This is a genomic window from Streptomyces gobiensis (assembly GCF_021216675.1).
In the GTDB taxonomy this organism is placed as follows: domain Bacteria; phylum Actinomycetota; class Actinomycetes; order Streptomycetales; family Streptomycetaceae; genus Streptomyces; species Streptomyces gobiensis.
Window position 1 is genome coordinate 2072631 of sequence record NZ_CP086120.1, and the last position, 18434, is coordinate 2091064.

At 73.4% G+C, this 18434-nt stretch carries 17 protein-coding genes; 12 read left to right on the forward strand and 5 right to left on the reverse strand.

Features of this window, described 5'->3' with window-relative positions:
- Positions 1–4: 4 nt before the first annotated feature.
- From test1122_RS09455 to test1122_RS09465, 3 genes are read right to left on the reverse strand one after another with little or no spacing between them, the layout of a single operon-like run.
- On the reverse strand, positions 5–727 hold the full coding sequence (locus test1122_RS09455; protein WP_232268712.1) for an adenosylcobinamide amidohydrolase: 723 nt from the start codon (positions 725–727) through the stop codon (positions 5–7).
- Positions 728–757: 30 nt separating this feature from the next.
- Positions 758–1441, reverse strand: a complete 684-nt coding sequence (locus test1122_RS09460; RefSeq protein ID WP_232268713.1) for an isochorismatase family protein — start codon at positions 1439–1441, stop codon at positions 758–760.
- A 1-nt stretch (position 1442) separates the two neighbouring features.
- Positions 1443–2636: a CaiB/BaiF CoA transferase family protein gene (locus test1122_RS09465; RefSeq protein ID WP_232268714.1), complete on the reverse strand. Its 1194-nt coding sequence runs from the start codon at positions 2634–2636 to the stop codon at positions 1443–1445.
- 65 nt (positions 2637–2701) lie between these two features.
- Between test1122_RS09465 and test1122_RS09470 the strand changes: the two genes are divergently transcribed.
- Positions 2702–3640 (forward strand): hydroxymethylglutaryl-CoA lyase, encoded by a 939-nt coding sequence (locus test1122_RS09470; RefSeq protein ID WP_232268715.1) that lies wholly within the window; start codon positions 2702–2704, stop codon positions 3638–3640.
- Between the two features lie 12 nt (positions 3641–3652).
- Complete coding sequence (locus test1122_RS09475; RefSeq protein ID WP_232268716.1) at positions 3653–4348, forward strand: hypothetical protein; 696 nt, start codon at positions 3653–3655, stop codon at positions 4346–4348.
- Between the two features lie 25 nt (positions 4349–4373).
- Here the strand turns inward: test1122_RS09475 and test1122_RS09480 are convergent, their stop codons facing one another.
- On the reverse strand, positions 4374–5159 hold the full coding sequence (locus tag test1122_RS09480; protein ID WP_232268717.1) for an IclR family transcriptional regulator: 786 nt from the start codon (positions 5157–5159) through the stop codon (positions 4374–4376).
- 182 nt (positions 5160–5341) lie between these two features.
- Between test1122_RS09480 and test1122_RS09485 the strand changes: the two genes are divergently transcribed.
- From test1122_RS09485 to test1122_RS09510, 6 genes are all read left to right on the forward strand, one after another.
- Positions 5342–6637: a flavin reductase gene (locus test1122_RS09485; protein WP_232268718.1), complete on the forward strand. Its 1296-nt coding sequence runs from the start codon at positions 5342–5344 to the stop codon at positions 6635–6637.
- A gap of 61 nt (positions 6638–6698) precedes the next feature.
- Positions 6699–7997 (forward strand): acyl-CoA dehydrogenase family protein, encoded by a 1299-nt coding sequence (locus test1122_RS09490; RefSeq protein ID WP_232268719.1) that lies wholly within the window; start codon positions 6699–6701, stop codon positions 7995–7997.
- On the forward strand, positions 7994–9502 hold the full coding sequence (locus test1122_RS09495) for an aldehyde dehydrogenase family protein (RefSeq protein ID WP_232268720.1): 1509 nt from the start codon (positions 7994–7996) through the stop codon (positions 9500–9502). Before test1122_RS09490 ends, test1122_RS09495 begins: the two co-directional genes overlap by 4 nt.
- Positions 9499–10698 (forward strand): FAD-dependent oxidoreductase, encoded by a 1200-nt coding sequence (locus tag test1122_RS09500; RefSeq protein ID WP_232268721.1) that lies wholly within the window; start codon positions 9499–9501, stop codon positions 10696–10698. Before test1122_RS09495 ends, test1122_RS09500 begins: the two co-directional genes overlap by 4 nt.
- A complete protein-coding gene (locus test1122_RS09505) occupies positions 10688–12142 on the forward strand; it encodes an aldehyde dehydrogenase family protein (protein WP_232268722.1) in 1455 nt (484 codons plus the stop codon). The genes test1122_RS09500 and test1122_RS09505 overlap by 11 nt, the downstream gene beginning before the upstream one ends.
- A 139-nt stretch (positions 12143–12281) precedes the next feature.
- Entirely contained in the window at positions 12282–13295 is a 1014-nt protein-coding gene (locus tag test1122_RS09510; protein ID WP_232268723.1) for an alpha/beta hydrolase family protein, read from the forward strand.
- Positions 13296–13318: 23 nt separating this feature from the next.
- Here test1122_RS09510 and test1122_RS09515 read toward each other — a convergent pair whose 3' ends face one another.
- Positions 13319–13612 carry a Dabb family protein gene (locus test1122_RS09515; protein ID WP_232268724.1) on the reverse strand — a complete coding sequence of 98 codons (294 nt, stop codon included), beginning with the start codon at positions 13610–13612 and terminating at the stop codon, positions 13319–13321.
- A 105-nt stretch (positions 13613–13717) separates the two neighbouring features.
- Between test1122_RS09515 and test1122_RS09520 the strand changes: the two genes are divergently transcribed.
- The 4 genes from test1122_RS09520 to test1122_RS09535 are packed head-to-tail and all read left to right on the forward strand — an operon-like array spanning position 13718 to position 18432.
- Positions 13718–15457, forward strand: a complete 1740-nt coding sequence (locus test1122_RS09520; RefSeq protein WP_232268725.1) for a nitrilase-related carbon-nitrogen hydrolase — start codon at positions 13718–13720, stop codon at positions 15455–15457.
- A complete protein-coding gene (locus test1122_RS09525; protein ID WP_232268726.1) occupies positions 15454–16263 on the forward strand; it encodes a hypothetical protein in 810 nt (269 codons plus the stop codon). Before test1122_RS09520 ends, test1122_RS09525 begins: the two co-directional genes overlap by 4 nt.
- Positions 16260–17231 (forward strand): alpha/beta hydrolase family protein, encoded by a 972-nt coding sequence (locus test1122_RS09530; RefSeq protein ID WP_232268727.1) that lies wholly within the window; start codon positions 16260–16262, stop codon positions 17229–17231. Before test1122_RS09525 ends, test1122_RS09530 begins: the two co-directional genes overlap by 4 nt.
- 40 nt (positions 17232–17271) lie before the next feature.
- Entirely contained in the window at positions 17272–18432 is a 1161-nt protein-coding gene (locus tag test1122_RS09535; RefSeq protein WP_232268728.1) for an aromatic ring-hydroxylating dioxygenase subunit alpha, read from the forward strand.
- The last annotated feature ends 2 nt before the right edge of the window (positions 18433–18434 follow it).

The window sequence follows — 18434 nt, forward strand, 5'->3', positions numbered from 1 at the left end:
CGGCTCAGCGAACCGGCGCCCGGCGCTCGTCCCGTTCCCGTTCGCGCGTGACACGGTCGTGCAGGCACGCCTGGTACGTGGCCGCGTGGACGGTACGGGCCAGCCGGGCGCCCCACACCGAGCGGGGGCCCATGAACATCTCCTCCACCTGGCCGTCGCCCGCGACGGGCGCGGCAACGCACACCGCATCGGTCGGCGTGCCGGACGCGTCCAAACCGGCGTCCAGCAGCGCCTGCACCTTGGCCTCCGTGGCCGTCGCGACCGCGTTGACGTACGCCGCCGGGCTCAGGGGGACGGGGAGCGCGGCGATGATGTTGATGGTCCCGGCGGGCGGCGGTCCGGCCGTGGACGGGCCGGTGGTGGCGGCCCACCCGTGCACGCCGACTCCGGCGGTGACGAGCGCTTCCGCGCCCTCCTCCGCCGCGCGGCGGACGTCCCGTACCGAGGCGGCGGTCATCAGCCCGACGCCCGGCCCGCGCAGGCCGGCTTCCGCGGCGATGGTGGACAGGTGGCGGTAGGTGTCCATCCTGCGGTAGCCACCGCGCACCTGGGCGTTCACCACCCAGTGCCGCTCGTCCCAGCCGCCGCCCAGGACGGCGGAGGACAGCATGCGCCAGCCTGGTCCGGGCGCCCATACCAGCATGGGCAGGACGGTCCCGTCTTCCCCGCGCTCCACGATCCGGGCGTCGGACAGCGCGGCGGTGCGGGTGGGAAGGGCTGCGGTCACCGGGAGACCCTAACCCACCACCCAGCGGCTTCACCGGGGCGATCGGGGCGGTCGTCCACCGAGCAGTCCACCGAGCGCGGCGCAGGCTTCGTCGAGGCCCACGGCATCGGCGTACTTGGAGTCGAGGTCGAAGAGGTTCGCCTCGTGCGGTGCGGGATCGCGGTCGGCGACGGCTTCGCGTACGACGAGGGGCTGGAAGCCGTACTGGAGGGCGTCCAGCGCGCTGGCGCGGACGCATCCGCTGGTGGAGAAGCCTCCGATGACCAATGTGTCCACGCCGTACGACGTCAGCCGTTCGTGCAGGCCGGTGCCGAAGAAAGCGCTCGGGTAGTGCTTGTACACCGTGTCGTCACCGGGGAGGGGCGGGCACGCCGCGGTGAAGCGGGCGTGTGGGCTGTCCTCGCGGAAGGCGTCGAGGCCGGGAACCTTGCGGTGGAAGTGCGGTACGTGGGAGGCGGGTTCGCGGGTGTAGCGCACGGCGGTGAACACCACCGGCAGACCCGTCTGGCGGGCGGTGCGGGCGAGGCGTTCCATGGCGGCGAGGGCGTCGGCCGCCGTCCGCAGGAAGAGTGCGGAGTCGGGGTCGGCGTAGGCCCGTACCGGGTCGACCAGCAGGACGGCCGGCCGCTCCCCCCAGCCGATACGTCGGCCGAATCCGGCGGCCCGGTAGTCCTCGTCCAGACCACCTGACGGACCGCCGGACGCCGCGTTCACGTCAGATCACCCCCTCGGCGGTGAGTTTCTCCCGCCGCTCGTCGGTCAGGCCGAGCAGCTGCCCGTAGATCTCGTCGTTGTGCTCACCGAGGGCCGGGCCGGCCCAGCGGACGGCTCCGGATGTGGCGGACAGGCGCGGTACGACGTTCTGCATGGGGATCTCGCCGAAGTCGGGGTGCGGTACGCGCACGATGGCCCGGCGCGCGGCGAAGTGCGGGTCGGCGAGCATGTCGGCGGCGGTGTAGGTCTTGCCGGCGGGGACTCCTGCCCGGTGCAGGGCCGCGAGCAGGTCCTCGGACTGCTGCTGTGCGGTCCAGGCGGTGATGAGGGCGTCCAGTTCGCGCTGGTGCGCGCCGCGCGCCGTGTGGCTGGCGTAGTGGGGGTTGTCGGTGAGGTCTTCCCGGCCCATCACCTCGGTGAGGCGCCGGAAGACGGTGTCCTGATTGGCGGCGATGAGGACGGTGGCGCCGTCGGCGGTCGGATAGGCGTTGCTGGGTGCCACATTGGGGAGGACGGCTCCGGTGCGTTCGCGCTGGTAACCGCCGATCTCCCACTCGGGCAGCAGGGACTCCATGTAGGCGAGGACGGCTTCGTACAGTGCGGAGTCGACGACCTGGCCCGTGCCGGTGCGTTCCCGGGCATGCAGCGCCATGACGGCTCCGTACGCGGCCATGGTGCCGGCGAGGGCGTCGCCGAGGGAGATGCCGGTACGGGACGGGGGCCGGTCAGGTTCGCCGGTGATGTGCCGGATGCCGCCCATGGCTTCGCCGATGGAGCCGAAGCCGGCACGGGACGCGTATGGTCCGCTCTGCCCGTAGCCGGTGACGCGGACGAGGACGAGGCGGGGGTTGAGGGCGGCGAGCTCGTCGTGGCCGAGGCCCCAGCGTTCCAGGGTGCCGGGGCGGAAGTTCTCGACCAGGACGTCGGCGCGGGCCGCGAGTTCACGGGCGAGGGCCTGGCCGTCGGGGTGGCGCAGGTTGCAGGTGACGGACTTCTTGTTGCGGGCGACGACGGGCCACCACAGCGATTTTCCGTAGGGGCGTTCACGCCCCCACTGGCGCATGGGGTCGCCGCGGCTGGGGTCTTCGAGCTTGATGACCTCGGCACCGTGGTCGCCGAGGAGTTGGCCGCAGTAGGGGCCGGCGAGCAGGGTGCCGGTCTCCAGGACACGGATGTCGGACAGAGGTCCAGTCATGTCCGTGAGTGTAGTTTTGGGAAACGCTGTTTCGCTAGAGGAATCGACGGGGCAGAATGCGGCGCATGGAGAACTCATCCGTGGACGTGCCCGCTTACTCCGTCGGCGTGGTGGAGGTCGCACCCCGCGACGGCCTGCAGAACGAAGGCACCGTCCTCACCCCCGAGATGCGCGCGGAGCTTGTACGGCGCGCCGTGGCGGCGGGCGCGCGGCGGATCGAGGCGGTGGCCTTCGTCCGCCCGGACCGCGTGCCGCAGATGGCGGGCGCCGAGGAGGTCATGGCGCTCCTGCCTCGTCCGGACGGGGTGCGCTACGGCGGTCTCGTGCTCAACAGGCGGGGGGTCGCGCGGGCGGTGGACGCCGGGATGCACGAGGTCAACTGCGTGGTGGTGGCCACGGACGCCTTCTGCCGCCGCAACCAGGGAGTGAGTACCGAAGAGGCACTCGCCGCCTGGGCGGACATCGCGAAGGCGGCGCATGCGGCCGTCGTCTCACCGACGCTGACGATCGCGGCCGCGTTCGGCTGCCCCTTCGAGGGCGAGGTGCCCGAGGAGCGCGTCGTGGAGATCGCGCACCGCGGTGCCGCGACCGGGGCCGCCGAGATCGTCCTCGCGGACACGATCGGCGTCGCCGCACCGGACGCGGTGACCCGGTTGCTGCACGCGGTGCGGGAGGCCGCGCCCGGTGTTCCGCTGCGCTGCCACTTCCACAACACGCGGAACACGGGGTACGCGAACGCCGTGGCGGCCGCGCAGGCGGGCGCCGCGTGGCTGGACGCGTCCCTGGGCGGGTTCGGCGGCTGTCCCTTCGCTCCAGCGGCGACCGGCAACATCGCAACGGAGGACCTGGTCTATCTGCTGGAGCGGATGGGGACGCGAACGGGGATCGGCCTGGACGCCGCCTGCGCCACGGGCACATGGCTCGGCACGCTGCTGGGGCGGGAGGCGCCCGCGCTGCTCGGACGGGCCGGCGGGTTCCCGTCCACGGCCGACGGCCGGGCATGAGGGAGGGACCCCATGGGCGCGCACCCGCACGGCTGGTGGATCCTGCTCCACCTCGTCCTGTTCGTCTTCTGGCTCGGCGGCGACCTGGGGGTCTACGTCTCCAGCCGCTACGTCCTGCGCGCGGAGCTGCCGTTCACGGCCCGCGCCACCGCACTGCGCATCATGGGGATCCTCGACCTCGGCCCGAAGATATGCCTGGTGCTGTTCCTGCCCAGCGGCGTCACGCTCATGGCGCTGGAGCCGCACGGGGCCGAAGCCGTCCTGAACGGCTGGACGGTGGCGGCGGCCTGGGCGGGAGCCGCCTGCTGGCTGTGGGTGACGGTCGCGGACCATCACCATCCGGGCCGACGCCCCTGGGTGCGGCGCGCCGACTGGACCGCCCGTATCGCCGTGACGACGGCGCTGCTCGGCGTGGCGGCGTACACGCTGGCCGCTCCCGAGCCCTTCGGGGTGACCACCGAGCCGCGCTGGCTCGGGGCGAAGGTCGCGCTGTACGCCGCCGCCATCGCGTGCGGGCTCGGCATCCGGCTCACCCTGCGGCCGTTCGGCCCGGCCTTCGCGGCCCTCGGCGCGGAGGGCTCGACGCCGGCGACGGAACGGGCGCTGCGGCGGGCGGTGGACGGCTGCGTCCCGTACGTGGTGACCATCTGGTGCTGCGTACTGGCCGCGGCGGTGCTGGGCGTGCTCAAGCCGGGGGCGAACCTTTGAGGGGCGGTCCGGGACGGTCCGCTGGTCAGTCGGCGGCGGGCCGGTAGCCGAACTCGGCCGACAGCCGCTCGGCCGCTTCGAGCAGCAGGGGTGCACATTCGCCCATGCGGGACTTGAAGCGGGTCTGCGGACCGGCGACGCTCAGGACGGCGATGACATGGCCGTCGTGCCCGAGGACGGGAGCGGCGATGGAGGCGGACCCGGCCTCGCGCTCCCCGACGGACGTCGCGTAGCCACGGCGGCGGATGGTGGTGAGCTCCTTGCGGAGCTTCGCAGGGTCGGTGACGGTCCGGTCGGTCAGCGGCTCCAGCGGGTGCCGGTCGAGGTACGCGTCGATCTCGGCCTCTGGCAGGAAGGCGAGCATGGCCTTGGACGAACTCCCCGCGTGCAGGGGGAAGGGGATGCCGAGGGCTACTTCTATCCTCAACTCCTGGACGGGCACCACCTGGTCGACGTACAGGCGTGTGTCACCGCGCCGGATGGACAGGGTGGCCGTCTCCCCGCACTGGTCCGCCAGGCGCCGCAGTTCGGGCGCGGCGAGGATGCGCAGATCGGTGCGGGCCAGGTAGGCACGGCCGAGCGAGATGGCCGCGGGGCCGAGGGCGTACCGGCGGGTGACGGAGTCGGTGATGATCAGGTCACGGTTGCGCAGTGCGGTGAGGATGCGGTGCACCGCGGCCTTGGTGATCCCCAGCTCCTGGGCGATCTCGGTGACGCCCAGATCGGGGCGTCCGGCGCGGCCGAAGAGGAGGAGTACGTCCATGGCGCGCTCGACCGCTGCGATCGACCTGCTGCTGTTCTCGTCGGTCACGGTGTCCCCCGGTGTGGTGCGGACGTGCTGAGCCGGCCGGGGCGACTCCGCCGACCACGGCCCAGCATAGGGCGCGATTTCCCCATGGGAAACGCTCCCCCGCCCACGTATCGCATTCCCATTGACCCCACTCTCGCGTCTCGTTACGCTGTACGTGACACTGTTTCGAGTGAGGAAACGACGTGGAGGCGGAAGTGGCCGTGGACACCGGTACCGCCGTGGACGAGACCACCTTCCGCCGGGTGCTGGCCCGCTGGCCCAGCGGAGTCGGCATTATCACCACCGCGGGACCCGACGGCCGGCGCCACGGGATGACGGCGAGCTCCTTCAGCAGCGTCAGCCTCGATCCTCCGCTCGTCCTGGTCTGCCTCGACCGCCGCATCCGCTCCCACGAACTGGTCACGCGATACGGCGTGTTCGCCGTCAATGTGCTGGGGCGCGACCACATCGGGCTCGGCCGCCGGTTCGCCGGGCTCACACCGGGCGTCACCGACCGGTTCGCCGAAGGCGACTGGCTGCCGGGCGCCACCGGCAGTCCGGTGCTCACCGACGCCGCGGCCTGGGTGGACTGCCGGGTACGCCATGTCTACCCGGGCGGGGACCACACCATTTTCGTGGGTGAGGTCATCGCGGCCGGGGTGCCCCGCATCACCTCCCCGCTGCTGTTCCACTCCCGTTCCTGGGGCCAGCTCGCCGATCCCCTGCCGGAGAGCGTCACCGTCGCCGACACAGAGCTGGCCCGCACGCCGGCGGCGGAGGCGGGGAACCGGCGGCGCGCGGCGCGGCTGACGGCCGCCGTCCGCGCCGCCGGTGTGCGGGTACGGCTGCCCCGCGACGAGCTGCGCCGCTCCCCCGCCCTGCCGGAGCGCGTCTCGGTCCTGGTGAGGGACGCCGCCGAGGCGGCGGAGGCGGCCGCTGCCGGCTGCCGGGCGGTGGAGGTGACCGTCGCGGCGGACGGCATCGCCGCCGCGGCCGTCTCCGTTGTCGTCGCCGTGGCCGGCTCGGGCACCACGGTCGTGGGTCGCATCGACGACGCCCTCGATCCCGCGCGCGGCCGGGCCGTGCTGCACACCGTCGACGCGCTGCGGGAGGCGGGCTGCGGTGAGATCGCGCTGGACGAAGCCGGGCCCCGGGGCGGTGAGGACCGCGACGACGGCTCACCGCGCCATCTGCGCAGGCTGCTCCAGGACGCCGTACCGCAGGCGGGAGACGCCCGGCTGCGGCTCGCCCTGCGCGACCACCACGGTCTCGGGCTGGTCAACGCGCTCACCGCGATGAAGAACGGCGTCAGGGACTTCGACACCGGCCTCGCCGGCTGCGGCGGACTGCTGCCCACCGAACGCCTGGTGCTGCTGTGCTCGCGGCTCGGCGTCGAGACGCCGGTGGAGAGGGAGGCCCTGCGCCCCTGCCTGAACGAGCTGCACACCCTGCGGTGCGGGCAACGGCGAGGCGGCCCCGTCCGGCCCGCCGTCTCCTGACCGTACGCGGTACGCCGTACGCCCCGCCCGAGGCACCCGAAGCCAGTGAGGAGCCGCACCCATGCCAGCGTCCCCACCACCCGCTGCCCGCCTGACCGCCGAACGCCTCCTCGACGCCATGACCCCGGCCGAGCGCGCCCGGGCCGAGCGCGTCGAGGCCGTCCTGCCCGCCCTGAGGGCCTCTGCCGCCCGGGCGGACGCCGACGCCGCGTTCCCCGCCGGCCACGTGGCGCTGCTGCGCGACGCCGGGCTGCTCGGCCTGGTCATACCGGAGGAGCACGGCGGACTCGGCGGGACGCTGCGGGACCTGGCGGCGGCGACCTTCGCCATGGGCACCGCCTGCCCGTCCACCGCGCTCGCCTACTTCTTCCACAACACCAGCGCCTCGCGCGGGCTGTTGCCCCTCGAAGCCATCCGGGCCGGGCTCTTCGACCCGGAGGAGGCGGGCGAGGTGACCGCCTTCGCCGAGCGGGTGCTGACGACGATGGCGTCCGGGCGGTGGCTCGCCAACTTCGCCAGTGAGTCGGTCAAGAGCTCCGGAGCCAACATCTCCATCGCCACCACCGCCGAACCGGCCGCCGGCGGCTGGCTGCTGTCCGGCGAGAAGTCCTTCGGCTGCGCCACTGGCGTCGCCGACACCTACCTCGTCACCGCCAAGTTGGAAGGGAAGGAAGGGCCTGACGCACTGGCCCTCTTCCTCGTTCCGCGCACCGCCCCCGGAGTCACCTCCCGCGAGCAGTGGAACGGCCTCGGCATGCGCGCCAGCGCCAACCACGGCATCCGGCTCGCCGACGTCTTCGTGCCCGACAACCAGGCCCTCACCGTGCCCGGCGCGTTCACCCGCATGCTCCAGGTCAGCCGGGGCAGCTTCGTCGGCAACCAGCTCGCCATCGCCGCCGTGTACACGGGGGCGGCGCAGGCGGTGTACGACCACACGCTGGAAACCCTCACGCGCAAGACGTTCGCCGACACGGGCAGGCCGATCGCGTCCAGCCCCGTGCACCAGGTCCTCATCGGTGACATGACGCAACGCCTGCAGACCGCCCACCTGTGGCTGCGGCGCCAGTTGGAGCTGGAGTCCTCCGAGCCGCCGGTGCGGCCCAAGTCCGAGGTGTTCACGCACTGGCGGCTCGGCAAGGGCTCGGTGACCGAGGCCTGCTTCGACGTGGCGCTGGGCGCGCTGAAAGCCTGCGGTACGTCAGGGGCCACGATGGACGGGCCGGTGGGCCGCGCGCTGCGTGACCTCGCCATGGGCCTGGTGATGACGTTCCCGGCGGAACGCGGTCGGCTCGAAGCGGCCAGGATCGCCACCGATGCCCGGGAGAACGCCCTGTTCGCGACCGTGGAGGCCGACCGGTGAAACCACCCGCGAAGTCACCCGCCGCGACCGCCGACCTGGTGGACGGTGTCTGGCAGCCCTGTTCCCGAGAGCTCGACGTGGTGCTGGAGGACCCGGCCACCGGTGAGCCCATAAGCCGGGCGGTGGCCAGTTCGCCGGAGCGCGTTGAGCGCGCCCTCACCGCCGCGGCGTCGCTCCACACGGGCGAAGGCTGGGCGGGGCTCGCCGACGAGGAGCGGGCGGGCGCGCTGGAGACGGCGGCCGCCGCGGTGGAGGCCCGCGTCCCGGAGATCGTACGGGCCGAGGCGTTCGCCACCGGCGTCCCGCTGGCCCAGACGTCAGGGCTGGGCGTCATCGTCGGCGGGGCCTTCCGCATGGCCGCCGCGCGCCTGCGCGCCGGGCTGCTGCACACCACCGCCGTCCGGCCGGACGGCCGGTCCGTCGAGGTGCGCCGTGCCCCGCGCGGGCCCGCCCTGTGCGTCGTCCCGTACAACGCGCCCGCGCCCATGGCCGCCCACAAGGCGGCGAGCGCGCTGGCCGCCGGATGCCCGGTCGTCGTCAAGGCGCCGGAACTGGCCCCGTACGGAACGCAGATGCTGGTCGAGGCCGCCGCCGAGGGGCTGACCGCCGCCGGGGCGCCGCCGGCCGTCCTCCAACTGCTGCACGGAGACGGCTCCACCGGAGCGCGGCTGGTGGCGGACGACGGGATCCGGGTGGTGTCGTTCACGGGAGGCACGGCGGCGGGCCGAGACGTCGCCGCCGTGTGCGGGCGCGCGCTGAAGCCCGTCCAGCTCGAACTCGGCGGGAACAACCCGTTGATCGTGATGCCGGACGCGGACGTGGACATCGCGGGCCGCGTCGCGGCCGAGCTGCTCACCACGCTGAACGGCCAGTGGTGCCGGGCGCTGGGCCGGCTCGTCGTCCCGGCGCGTCTGCTCACGGAGGTCCTCGACGCGACGGCGGCGGTGCTCACCGGAGTGCGGGTGGGCGATCCGCTCGACCTGGACACCGGGTACGGGCCGCTGGCGCACTCACGCCACCGTGCGAAGGCGCTGGCGGCGGTCGAGTCGCTGACCGGTGCGGGGGCGAAGGCGCGTCCCCTCACCGGTGTTCCCGAGCGGGGCAATTACCTGCCGCCCCTGCTGGTGACCGGTGCACCGGAGGCCGCCACCCGCGAGGAGATCTTCGGGCCGGTGGCCGCCGTGCACCCGTACGCCGACGAGGCCGTGGCCGTGGCCCTCGCCAACTCCACCGGATACGGGCTGGAGGGGTACGTGGTGGGCGGAGACGAGACGGCTGCCCTGAGCGTCGCGCGGCGCGTCCGGGCGGGCGAGGTGAAGGTCAACGGCTCATCCCTGCTGAGCCTGCACACCGAGACGCCCCGCCCCGCCTGGGGCTTGTCCGGGCTGGTGGACGAGGGCACGGACGAGACGATCCTGCACTTCACCGGCGCCCGGGTCACCGGCGTGGAGGGGGCCTTCGCGCTGCATACCCCCGGCGTCGGCGCGCAGCGCGGTGCGCCGTGAGCCGTGTCCTGGTCGCGGGCGCGGGGCCCGTGGGGCTGACCGCCGCGCTCCTCCTGACCCGGCGCGGGGTTCCGGTGACGGTCCTGGAGAAGGGGGCGGGCCTCGCGGCCCAGTCGCGGGCGTCGACGTTCCATCCGCCGACCCTGGAGATGCTCGACGAACTGGGGGTCGTCGCGGCGCTGCTCGACCGGGGGCTGGTCGCCCGCACCTTCCAGTACCGCGATCGCCGCACCGGACGGCCGGTCGCCGAGCTGGACCTGGCGGTGCTCGCGGACGACACGCCGTACCCGTACCGAGTGCAGTGCGAGCAGAGCAAGCTGACGCCGATCCTGCTCGACGCGCTGAGCCGGCACCCTGCGGCCGATGTGCGGTTCGGCTGTCCGGTCCGGGATGTGGCGCAGGACGGCCGTTCGGTGTCCGTGGTGCTCGGGGACGGCTCGCGGTTGCGCGGCGACTGGCTGATCGGCGCGGACGGGGCGCACTCGGTCGTACGGCGTGCCCTGGGCGCGGGCTTCGCGGGGGTGACGTATCCGGAACGCTTTCTGGTGGCGTCGCTCGACGAGGACTTGACGGCCGCGATGCCGGACCTGGCGCCGATCGCGTACGTCCTCGATCCGGACGAGTGGCTGGTGCTGCTGCGTACGCCCGACCACTGGCGGGTGCTGCTCCCCACGCCGGACGGCACACCGGACGCGGCCGAGCCGGCGCGGCTCCCGGAGCGGCTTCGCGGCGTGGGCGCGGACGGTGTGCGGCCGTGGCGCGTCGCGCACGCCGGCCTGTACCGGGTCCACCAGCGGGTGGCGGACGGCTTCCGGTACGGCCGGGTGCTGCTGTGCGGGGACGCCGCGCACGTCAACAACCCGCTGGGCGGCATGGGTATGAACAGCGGCATCCACGACGCCGTCCTCATGGGCGGCGCGCTCGCCGACGTGATCGCCGGGGAGGCCGGGGACGCGGAACTGTCGCGTACCGCCGAGCGGCGTCGGCGTTGTGCCCTGACGTACGTCGGAGCCGAGACCCATCGCAATTGGGAACGGCTGCGGGCGCGCGACGAAGCCACCCGGGCGTCGGTGCGCGAGGAGTTGCGGGCCACGGCGGCGGACCCGGGCAGGGCCAGGGAGGCGCTGCTGCGCAGTTCGATGATCGCCTCTCTGAGACCGCCGGGTGCTGCGGAGGGGGGCGCGCATGCCCGCTGAGGTCATCCTCCGCCGGAACCCGGCGCGGGTGGACGAGGTCGTCGGCAGCGTGCCCGTGGCCGAGGACGCGGCGGTGGACCGGGCCGTCGCGGCGGCGGACGTGGCCGCCCGCTCCTGGGCCGGGGAGCCGGCGGAGGAGCGGGCCAGTTCGCTGCTGCGCGCGGCCGCCGCGCTCGATGACGTGGCGGCCGAGGCCGCGCTGTTGCTGGCGAGCGAGTCGGGCAAGCCGCTGGCGGACTGCGCGGGCGAAATCCGCTTCTCCGGGGCCGTCCTGCGCTGGTACGGCGAGCACGCCCCCGGGCTGCTCACCGACCGTGTCACCGACGACGCGGCGGGCCGGCTGACGGTGCGCCACCGGCCCTTCGGCGCGGTGGCGGCGCTCACGCCGTGGAATGCCCCGGTGGTGCTTACCGTCGTCAAGCTGGCGCCCTCGCTGGCGGCGGGCAACGCCCTGGTGGTCAAGCCCTCCCCGCTGGCCCCGCTGGCCGTGTCGCTGGTCCTGGGCACGCTCGCGCGTCACTTCCCGCCGGGGCTGCTGCATGTCGTGCACGGGTACGCCGGTACCGCGCGCGCCCTGGCGGGGCACGCACGCATCCGGAAGGTCTCCTTCACCGGCGGGCCGGAGGCGGGGCGTGCCGTGGGCGCGGTCGCCGCCGCCGCGCTCACTCCGACCACCATGGAGCTGGGCGGCAACGACGCCGCGGTACTCCTGGACGACGCCCGGCTGTCGGAGAGCGACCTGGAACGGCTGGTGCTGGCCAGTTTCGCCACCGCCGGACAGGTATGCATGGCGGCCAAGCGGATCTACGTGCCACGCCGGCGGTACGAGCGTTTCGTGGCGGAGTACGTCGCGGCGGCCGAGCGGGCGCTGGTGCTCGGCGATCCGCTGCGCCCCGCCACGACGGTGGGCCCGGTGATCAGCGCCGAGGCGGCGGACCGGGTCCGGCGGCTCGTCGCCGATGCCCGGGATCGGGGCGGACGCAGCGTCGAGGTGGGCAGGGCGTGCCCGGACACGGACCTCACCGCCGGGCACTTCGTGCGGCCAGCGCTGCTGCTGGGTCTCGACGACGGCGCGCCCGCGGTGCGGGAGGAGCAGTTCGGCCCGGTGGTCCCGGTGCTGCCCTATGACGACGAGGACCAGGTGGTGGCCCGCGTCAACGCCACCGAGTACGGCCTGGGCGCTTCGGTGTGGAGCGCCGACGAGGACCGGGCGTTCGCCTTCGCCCACCGCCTGGAGGCCGGTTTCCGCTTCGTCAACACGCATAACCGCACGGGGATGTCGCTGCGGGCGCCCTTCGGCGGGGTCAAGCGCAGTGGGCACGGCCGGGAGTACGGGGCCGAGGGGCTGTACGCCTACACGCAGCCGTGCGTCACGCACGCGCCCGCGGCCTTCCGGCCGGGCGGTCCGGGGATGCCGCCCGGTGCGTATCCCGGCCTCGTGTGACCAGCGCCCGGGAGCGGGGCGCTCAACTCCCTTCAGCGGCGGGTATTGACAGGTGCGGCCGCCTCCGCTGTCATCCCCGTAACGCGAGCAGAAACTTTGTTTCCTGAAAGGAAACAGCTGCTCGTCCTTGGAGGCTCGAATGCGCCTGCCCGCTCTGCGCAAGGTGATCGTTCCGGCACTGGCCGCCCTGCTCCTCGGCGTCGTCCCGGCCACCACCGCCCATTCCGCGTCCGCACCGTCCACCACTTCCACCGTCACCAAGGCGTCCACCACCGTTGACGTGTCGTGCGCGGTCTTCACCTACCGCCAGTCCGCCGACTGGTACTTCCCGTCCGGTGCGTCCGGCGCCCCGAAGGGCCTGATCTGGCTCCAGCACGGCTTCGCCCGGGCCAACGACCACATGACGGACCTGGCCGGCCGCTACGCCGCCGCCGGGTACCTGGTGTTCGCCCCGACCCTGCGCAGCGCCGACATATTCGGCTGCACGCTGCAGAACATCGGCAACAACAAGCCGTTCCTGGACAACGTGGCGAAGTGGTTCGCCGCCGCCGACAGTCCAACGTCCCAACTGGCCCGCAGCTACGCGTCGGCCAAGAGCCAGGCCGGTCGCACCGATCTCGGCGCGCTGCCGACCGCGTTCGTCTTCTCCGGCCACTCGGCGGGCGCCGAGACGACGGAGTACGTGGCGCACAGACTGCGGGCCGACCACCCGGCCGCCTTCACCAAGCTGCGGGGCCTGGTGCTGCTGGACCCGGTGAAGTCGTTCATCGGGAACAACACCGACGCCTCGCTGTCCCAGCTGGCGAAGACGTCCCTGCCCATCCTGACGGTCTCCTCCCCTGGCTACAGCTGCAACAACGGCGGCAGCGGCACCACCGCGCTCCAGCAGCTCCTGCCCCGCCCCTTCGTCGGCGTACGCCTGGCGACGGGCGCCCACACCGACGCGGAGGGCTCCTCCACCGACGACGCCGGCACGTTCCTGTGCGGCACGCCGCAGCAGAAGAACGTGTCGGCGCTCCAGACCCTCGCGGTCGGCTGGGCCAAGGACGCCTTCACCGGGGCGCGCACCACGGACCTCTACCCCGGTGGCGCGTACTACGCGTCTCTGCTCGCCGCGGGCACGATCCAGACCCTGCCGGGCCGCACCTCCTGAACCCGTCGCGGCGGACGAGCCGGTCAGTCACCGGCGGTCTCCACGTAATCGACCGTCACCCGGTCCGCGAGTCGCGGTCGCAGCCAGTCACCCAGCGCGCGATGCGCTGGGTGACTCTGATATCCGGCGAGCGCGGCGGCCGAGGCGTGCCGGGTGGTCATGCACAGGTCGTACGAGACGGCCGACCCGGTGACGTCGAGGCCGACGCGCATCGACTCGATCTCGCTGACCAGGGCGGGCAGTTCCGCCAGCCGCTTCTTCGCCTCTGGGGCATCGGCCGGGTCGGTGAACCTCATCAGGACGACATGGGTGAGCACGGTGGAACCTCCGGTCGGTCGTCGCTCCGCACCCCTGTCGCGGGGTGGCACCCGAGTGTATGTTTGGGAAACACTGTTCCGCTAGAGGAACCAGGGGAGGCTGTCATGGCCAAGGGCGTCACCGTGCGCGTCGCCGCTGCCCAGTTCGCCGTCGGCGGCGACCGCCAGGCCAACCGGGCCACGTGCCTCCGCGCGATCGACGCGGCGGCGCGGCGCGGCGCACGTCTGGTGGTGCTGCCGGAATTCTGCAACCACCTCTCCTGGTACGACGACCGGGCGCACGCGCTGCGCATGGCGTGCCGGCCCGGTGACGACTTCCTGGCGCCGGTGGCCGCGGCGGCCGGGCGGTACGGCATGTTCGTCAAAGTGCACGTCACCCTGGCCACCGCCGACGCACACCGGGTCACCGCGGCGAGCCTGCTGTACGGCCCCGACGGCGGGCTCGTCGCCCATGCGGACAAGCAGGTCCTGATGGGCAGCGAGCGGGACCACCTCGACCCCGCCCTCGACGCGGGACCCGTGGTCGACACGGCACTCGGCAGGCTCGGCCTGTACGCGTGCATGGAGGGCGTGATCAGCGAGGTGTGCCGGGGACTCGCCCTGCGCGGCGCCCAGGCGCTCCTCAACAGCCTCAACTCCTTCGCCCTGGACGAGGCTTCGCTCCACATCCCGGTGCGGGCGGCGGAGAACAAGGTCTGGGTCATCGCCGCCAACAAGGTCGGTCCCCTGCTGCCCGACGAGCACGCCGACGCCGTCGCCGCCGGGCTCGGAGTGCCGCGCGAGGCACTGCACGGGGCCGGGGAGAGCCAGATCGTCGCCCCCGACGGCACCGTGGTCGCCCGTGCCCCACGCACGGGTGAGGCGGTCGTCGTCGCCGACATCGAGCCGGCGCGGGCCGGCGACAAGCGGCGCCCGGACGGCACGGACGTCTTCGCCGCCCGCCGGCCCGGGTTGTACGTCCCCATCGCGGCTCGGCCCCGCCCGGCACCGGACTTCCCGGGACGGCGGGCCGACGAGGTGACGGCCGCGGTCGTACGCCCCGGCGCGACCGCACCGCGCGAGGCGGTGGCCGAGGCGGCGGAACTGACCACGCGGGCGGCCGCACGCGGCGCGTCCCTGGTCGTGGTGCCGGAGCTGTTCTGTTTCCCCGGCGGGATCGTCGAGGAGGCGACCGGCGAGCACGAGGCGCTGGCCAGGGAGGCGTTGGCCAAGGAGGCACTGGCGGCCCTGACCGGCGCGCTGGCCGACACCGACACGTACCTCGCCTGCACCCTGCCCCACGAAGGCGTCCACACCGGGTACGTGCTCCGTGCCGACGGCCCGGTCCTCGTCCAGCCTCAGCTGCACCGCAGCGCGCGGCACGCCGCCTGGGCCGACGGTCCGCCCGGGCCACGGCTCCTCACGTACGACACCCCGTGGGGCAGGGTCGCGGTCATCGCCGGCGACGACAGCCTGTACCCGGAGACCTTCCGGCTCGCCGCGCTCACCGGAGCGGACACGGCCGCCGTCTGCTTCACCGGGACGGAGTCCTGGGAGAGCGCCCTCGGGCTCCCGGAGCGCAGCGCCGAGAACCGGATGAACGTCGTGGCGGCCGGTCACGCCACCGGCGCGATCCATGGCCTGCCACGGGACTTCGGCCTGTGGCAGACGCGCTCCGCGCCCTTCGACGGCCGAATCAGCCACCCCGACACCACCCCGGCGGACGGCCGCCTCACCCTCGCCCCGATACGGCCGGCGCAGGCCGCCCGCCGTCTCGTCTCGCGGGGAACCGACCTCGTCGACGGGCGTCCATGGCACCTCGCCGGAGCCCTCGTCCCGGCCGCACGCCCAGGAGGAGCATCGTGAGCGAAACCCTCAAGGCCGTCCAGGACATGACGGACGACACCCCGGCAACCGACGTGACCGACACCTTCGAACAGTGGCGCCTCCTGCTCACCGAGCTCAAGGAGAAGATCGACGCCCGCTTCGAGCTCCACCGGGATCCGTCCAGCAAGGACCTGGACACCTACGGCTCGCCGCCCGAGAGCCCCGGCGGCTCGCTGGCCGCCTACACCGGCCCGGAGGTCGACTGGATGGTGCACTCCTGGCTGGGCAACCCCACCCGCGGCTTCGCCAATCTCCACCTGACCGTCTGGCTCGGCCCGCACATCCGCGTCCCGCACCTGGGCATCGCCCTGCTGTGCTGGCCGGGCGGCTGGTTCTACCTCGATTCCGTACCCCGTACGAACCTGCTCGCGGACGGCGGTTACTACGACCGCTACTACGGGCCCGTCGCCCGCGAATGGCTGTCCGTACGCGAGGAGAACCCGCAGCTGTCGTGGTTCACCAGCCGCGCCGGATTCATCCGGGCGAGCCTGTCCCCCACCGCGTACTGCTACTCGATGCCCCGCGACGATCACCACATCGCGCTCGTGCGGCGGCTGACGCACGCGCACGTGGACCGGTGGCTGGGGTGGGTGGACGAGGCGGAACCCGTACCGGAGGAGCAGCGGGCCGCGCTCGCCGCCGCCGACCTGGCGACCCGCCGCAACATCGCCGAACGCGACCCCGCCAACGTCATGGGCGTGCGGTACTTCGGCGAGGAGACCACCGACCGGCTGGTCCGCGCCCTGTGGGGCGGGGACCGCGAGTCGCCCCGGCCCGCGTCATGAGCCAGGTCCGGTCCCTGTGGTGGGCCCGGCGGGTGCCCGGCCTCAAGGAACCGTTCGACACCGTCCACCTGCGCGTCTTCTACCCCGCCCGGCACACGGGCTCCGACGCCGAACGCCTGACCGGCGAGGTCCCGGCCGATCCGTCCCGCGCCCCCTACCCCGTCGTCCTGCTCCTTCCCGGCATCAACATCGGCCAGGACGCGTACCGCTGGCTCGCCCTCGCCCTCGCCGAGAAGGGGCTGATCACGGTCACGGCCGACCTGGTCGGTGAGCTGTTCGCCGGCAGCCACGGCCTCACCCCGGCCATCGACCTCGACGCCGCCTCCCCGGCCGGGTACGGCTCCCGGCCCACCTCCCCCCTCATCGCGGCGCTGCTCGCCGCGATGGGCGAGCTCGTCGGCCGGCCTCCCCTGGACGGCCTGCTGGACCTGGACCGCGTCGCGCTGGGCGGGCACTCGGCGGGCGGCACCGTGGCGTTGCAGTCCGCCGGGTTCACGCCGGGCGTCCGCGCGGTCTTCACGTATGGGGCCCATACGCTGGTCGCCTCGATGCTGGGCTGGCCGCCCGGCACGGTGCTGCCGGTGAGCGGCACCGCACCGGTCATGCTGCTGTCCGGCGAGACGGACGGCGTGATCGCCGCGAGCACCGACCGGTACGGGGGCGAGGGCGCGACCGATCCCGTGGAGCGCACCTTCACCCAGGCACTGCGGGACGCGGACGGGGCGCACGTCTGGGCGCGGCTCACCGGCGCGGGACACTTCACGCTCTGCGATCCGCACGACCCCACGACGGCCCGTGGGTTCCTGGAGCGGCCCGGCGGAGCCCAGCGCTCGGCACGGGCTCTGCTGGCCCGGCTCGTCACGCTCTTCTGCACCGCCCATCTTCGCCGTGACGCCGCGGCCCGCGGCGCACTGATGTCACTGCTCGCCCCGCCCCATCCCGGCCTCGCCCTGGTGCGTCGCCGCTGAACCCCCGACATCCCCGACTCGATTCCGAGGAGCGGCACGGATGCTCAAGAATTTCTGGTACGCGGTCGAGTTCGCCGGCCGCGTCGGGCGCACGCCCCGGAGAGTGGTGTGCCTGGGCCAGTCGCTCGCGCTGTACCGCACCGGCGCCGGCCGCCCCGTCGCCCTGTCCGACCTCTGCGCGCACCGGGGCGCGGCCCTGTCCGCCGGCACCTTGGCGGGCGACTGCGTGGTCTGCCCCTACCACGGGTGGCGGTTCGACGCGGACGGGGCGTGCACCCTCATCCCGGCCAACCAGCCCGGGCGGGGCATCCCCAGGAAAGCGCGGGTCGACTCGTACCCCGTACAGGAAAAGTACGGCTTCGTGTGGGTGTTCCTCGGCGACCTGCCGCCCGAGCAGCGGCCCCCGATCCCGGTCTGGCCCGAGTTCGACGACCTCGTCGAGCACGGTGGGCGGTTCAAGGCGGTCAGGGGCGAGTACCTGTGGCACTCCAACTACGAGCGGGTGCTGGAGAACGGCTGCGACATCGCGCACACCCCGTTCGTCCACGCGGGCTCCTTCGGCAACCCGGACCGGCCTGAAGTCGAGGAGTACACGCTGGAACAACCCGACGAGTGGTCGGCGTTCGCAACGGTCGCCCTGCATCCGCCCACCGCCAGAGGACTATGGGGCAGGCTGTACGCGGACCGCAGGGCACGGGCGAAGGACCGGCCGCCGGTGGTGACCACGGCCGGCTGGATGCTGCCGAACCTCATCAAGCTGCGGGTGCGGCTGCCCCTCGGCAGCATGGTCATCTACGACACCAACATCCCCGTCGACGAGACGACGACCCTGGTGAAGTGGGTGGCGCTGCGGGACTTCCTCACCGGGGCGTGGGCCGACGGCAACACGCGCAAGCGGGTCATGAAGATCTTCGGCCAGGACGCTCCCGTCGTGGACGGCACCCGCCCCGAACTGCTGCCCGCCGACCTGGGCGCGGAGCTGCACCTGCGGTCCGACCTGATCTCGGTCGCGTACCGCCGCAAGCGTCAGGAACTGGCCGCCAAGGGCTGGATGGTCGGTGAGGCCGACCGCATCACCGGCGACGTCCCGCAACGCACCGCCACCGTGATCCCCTCACCGGGCCGGCGGGACATCCCCGAGTTCGCGCGCGCCTGGGAGCAGAAGGCGCACGGATTCCACCCCACCGTCGAGAGCGAGTGATC

Coding starts and splice junctions, on each gene's coding strand:
- test1122_RS09465 (WP_232268714.1), bottom strand. CDS start 2,636: ATGACTGGACCTCTGTCCGACATCCGTGTCCTGGAGACCGGCACCCTG.
- test1122_RS09470 (WP_232268715.1), top strand. CDS start 2,702: ATGGAGAACTCATCCGTGGACGTGCCCGCTTACTCCGTCGGCGTGGTG.
- test1122_RS09475 (WP_232268716.1), top strand. CDS start 3,653: ATGGGCGCGCACCCGCACGGCTGGTGGATCCTGCTCCACCTCGTCCTG.
- test1122_RS09490 (WP_232268719.1), top strand. CDS start 6,699: ATGCCAGCGTCCCCACCACCCGCTGCCCGCCTGACCGCCGAACGCCTC.
- test1122_RS09505 (WP_232268722.1), top strand. CDS start 10,688: ATGCCCGCTGAGGTCATCCTCCGCCGGAACCCGGCGCGGGTGGACGAG.
- test1122_RS09510 (WP_232268723.1), top strand. CDS start 12,282: ATGCGCCTGCCCGCTCTGCGCAAGGTGATCGTTCCGGCACTGGCCGCC.
- test1122_RS09520 (WP_232268725.1), top strand. CDS start 13,718: ATGGCCAAGGGCGTCACCGTGCGCGTCGCCGCTGCCCAGTTCGCCGTC.
- test1122_RS09530 (WP_232268727.1), top strand. CDS start 16,260: ATGAGCCAGGTCCGGTCCCTGTGGTGGGCCCGGCGGGTGCCCGGCCTC.
- test1122_RS09535 (WP_232268728.1), top strand. CDS start 17,272: ATGCTCAAGAATTTCTGGTACGCGGTCGAGTTCGCCGGCCGCGTCGGG.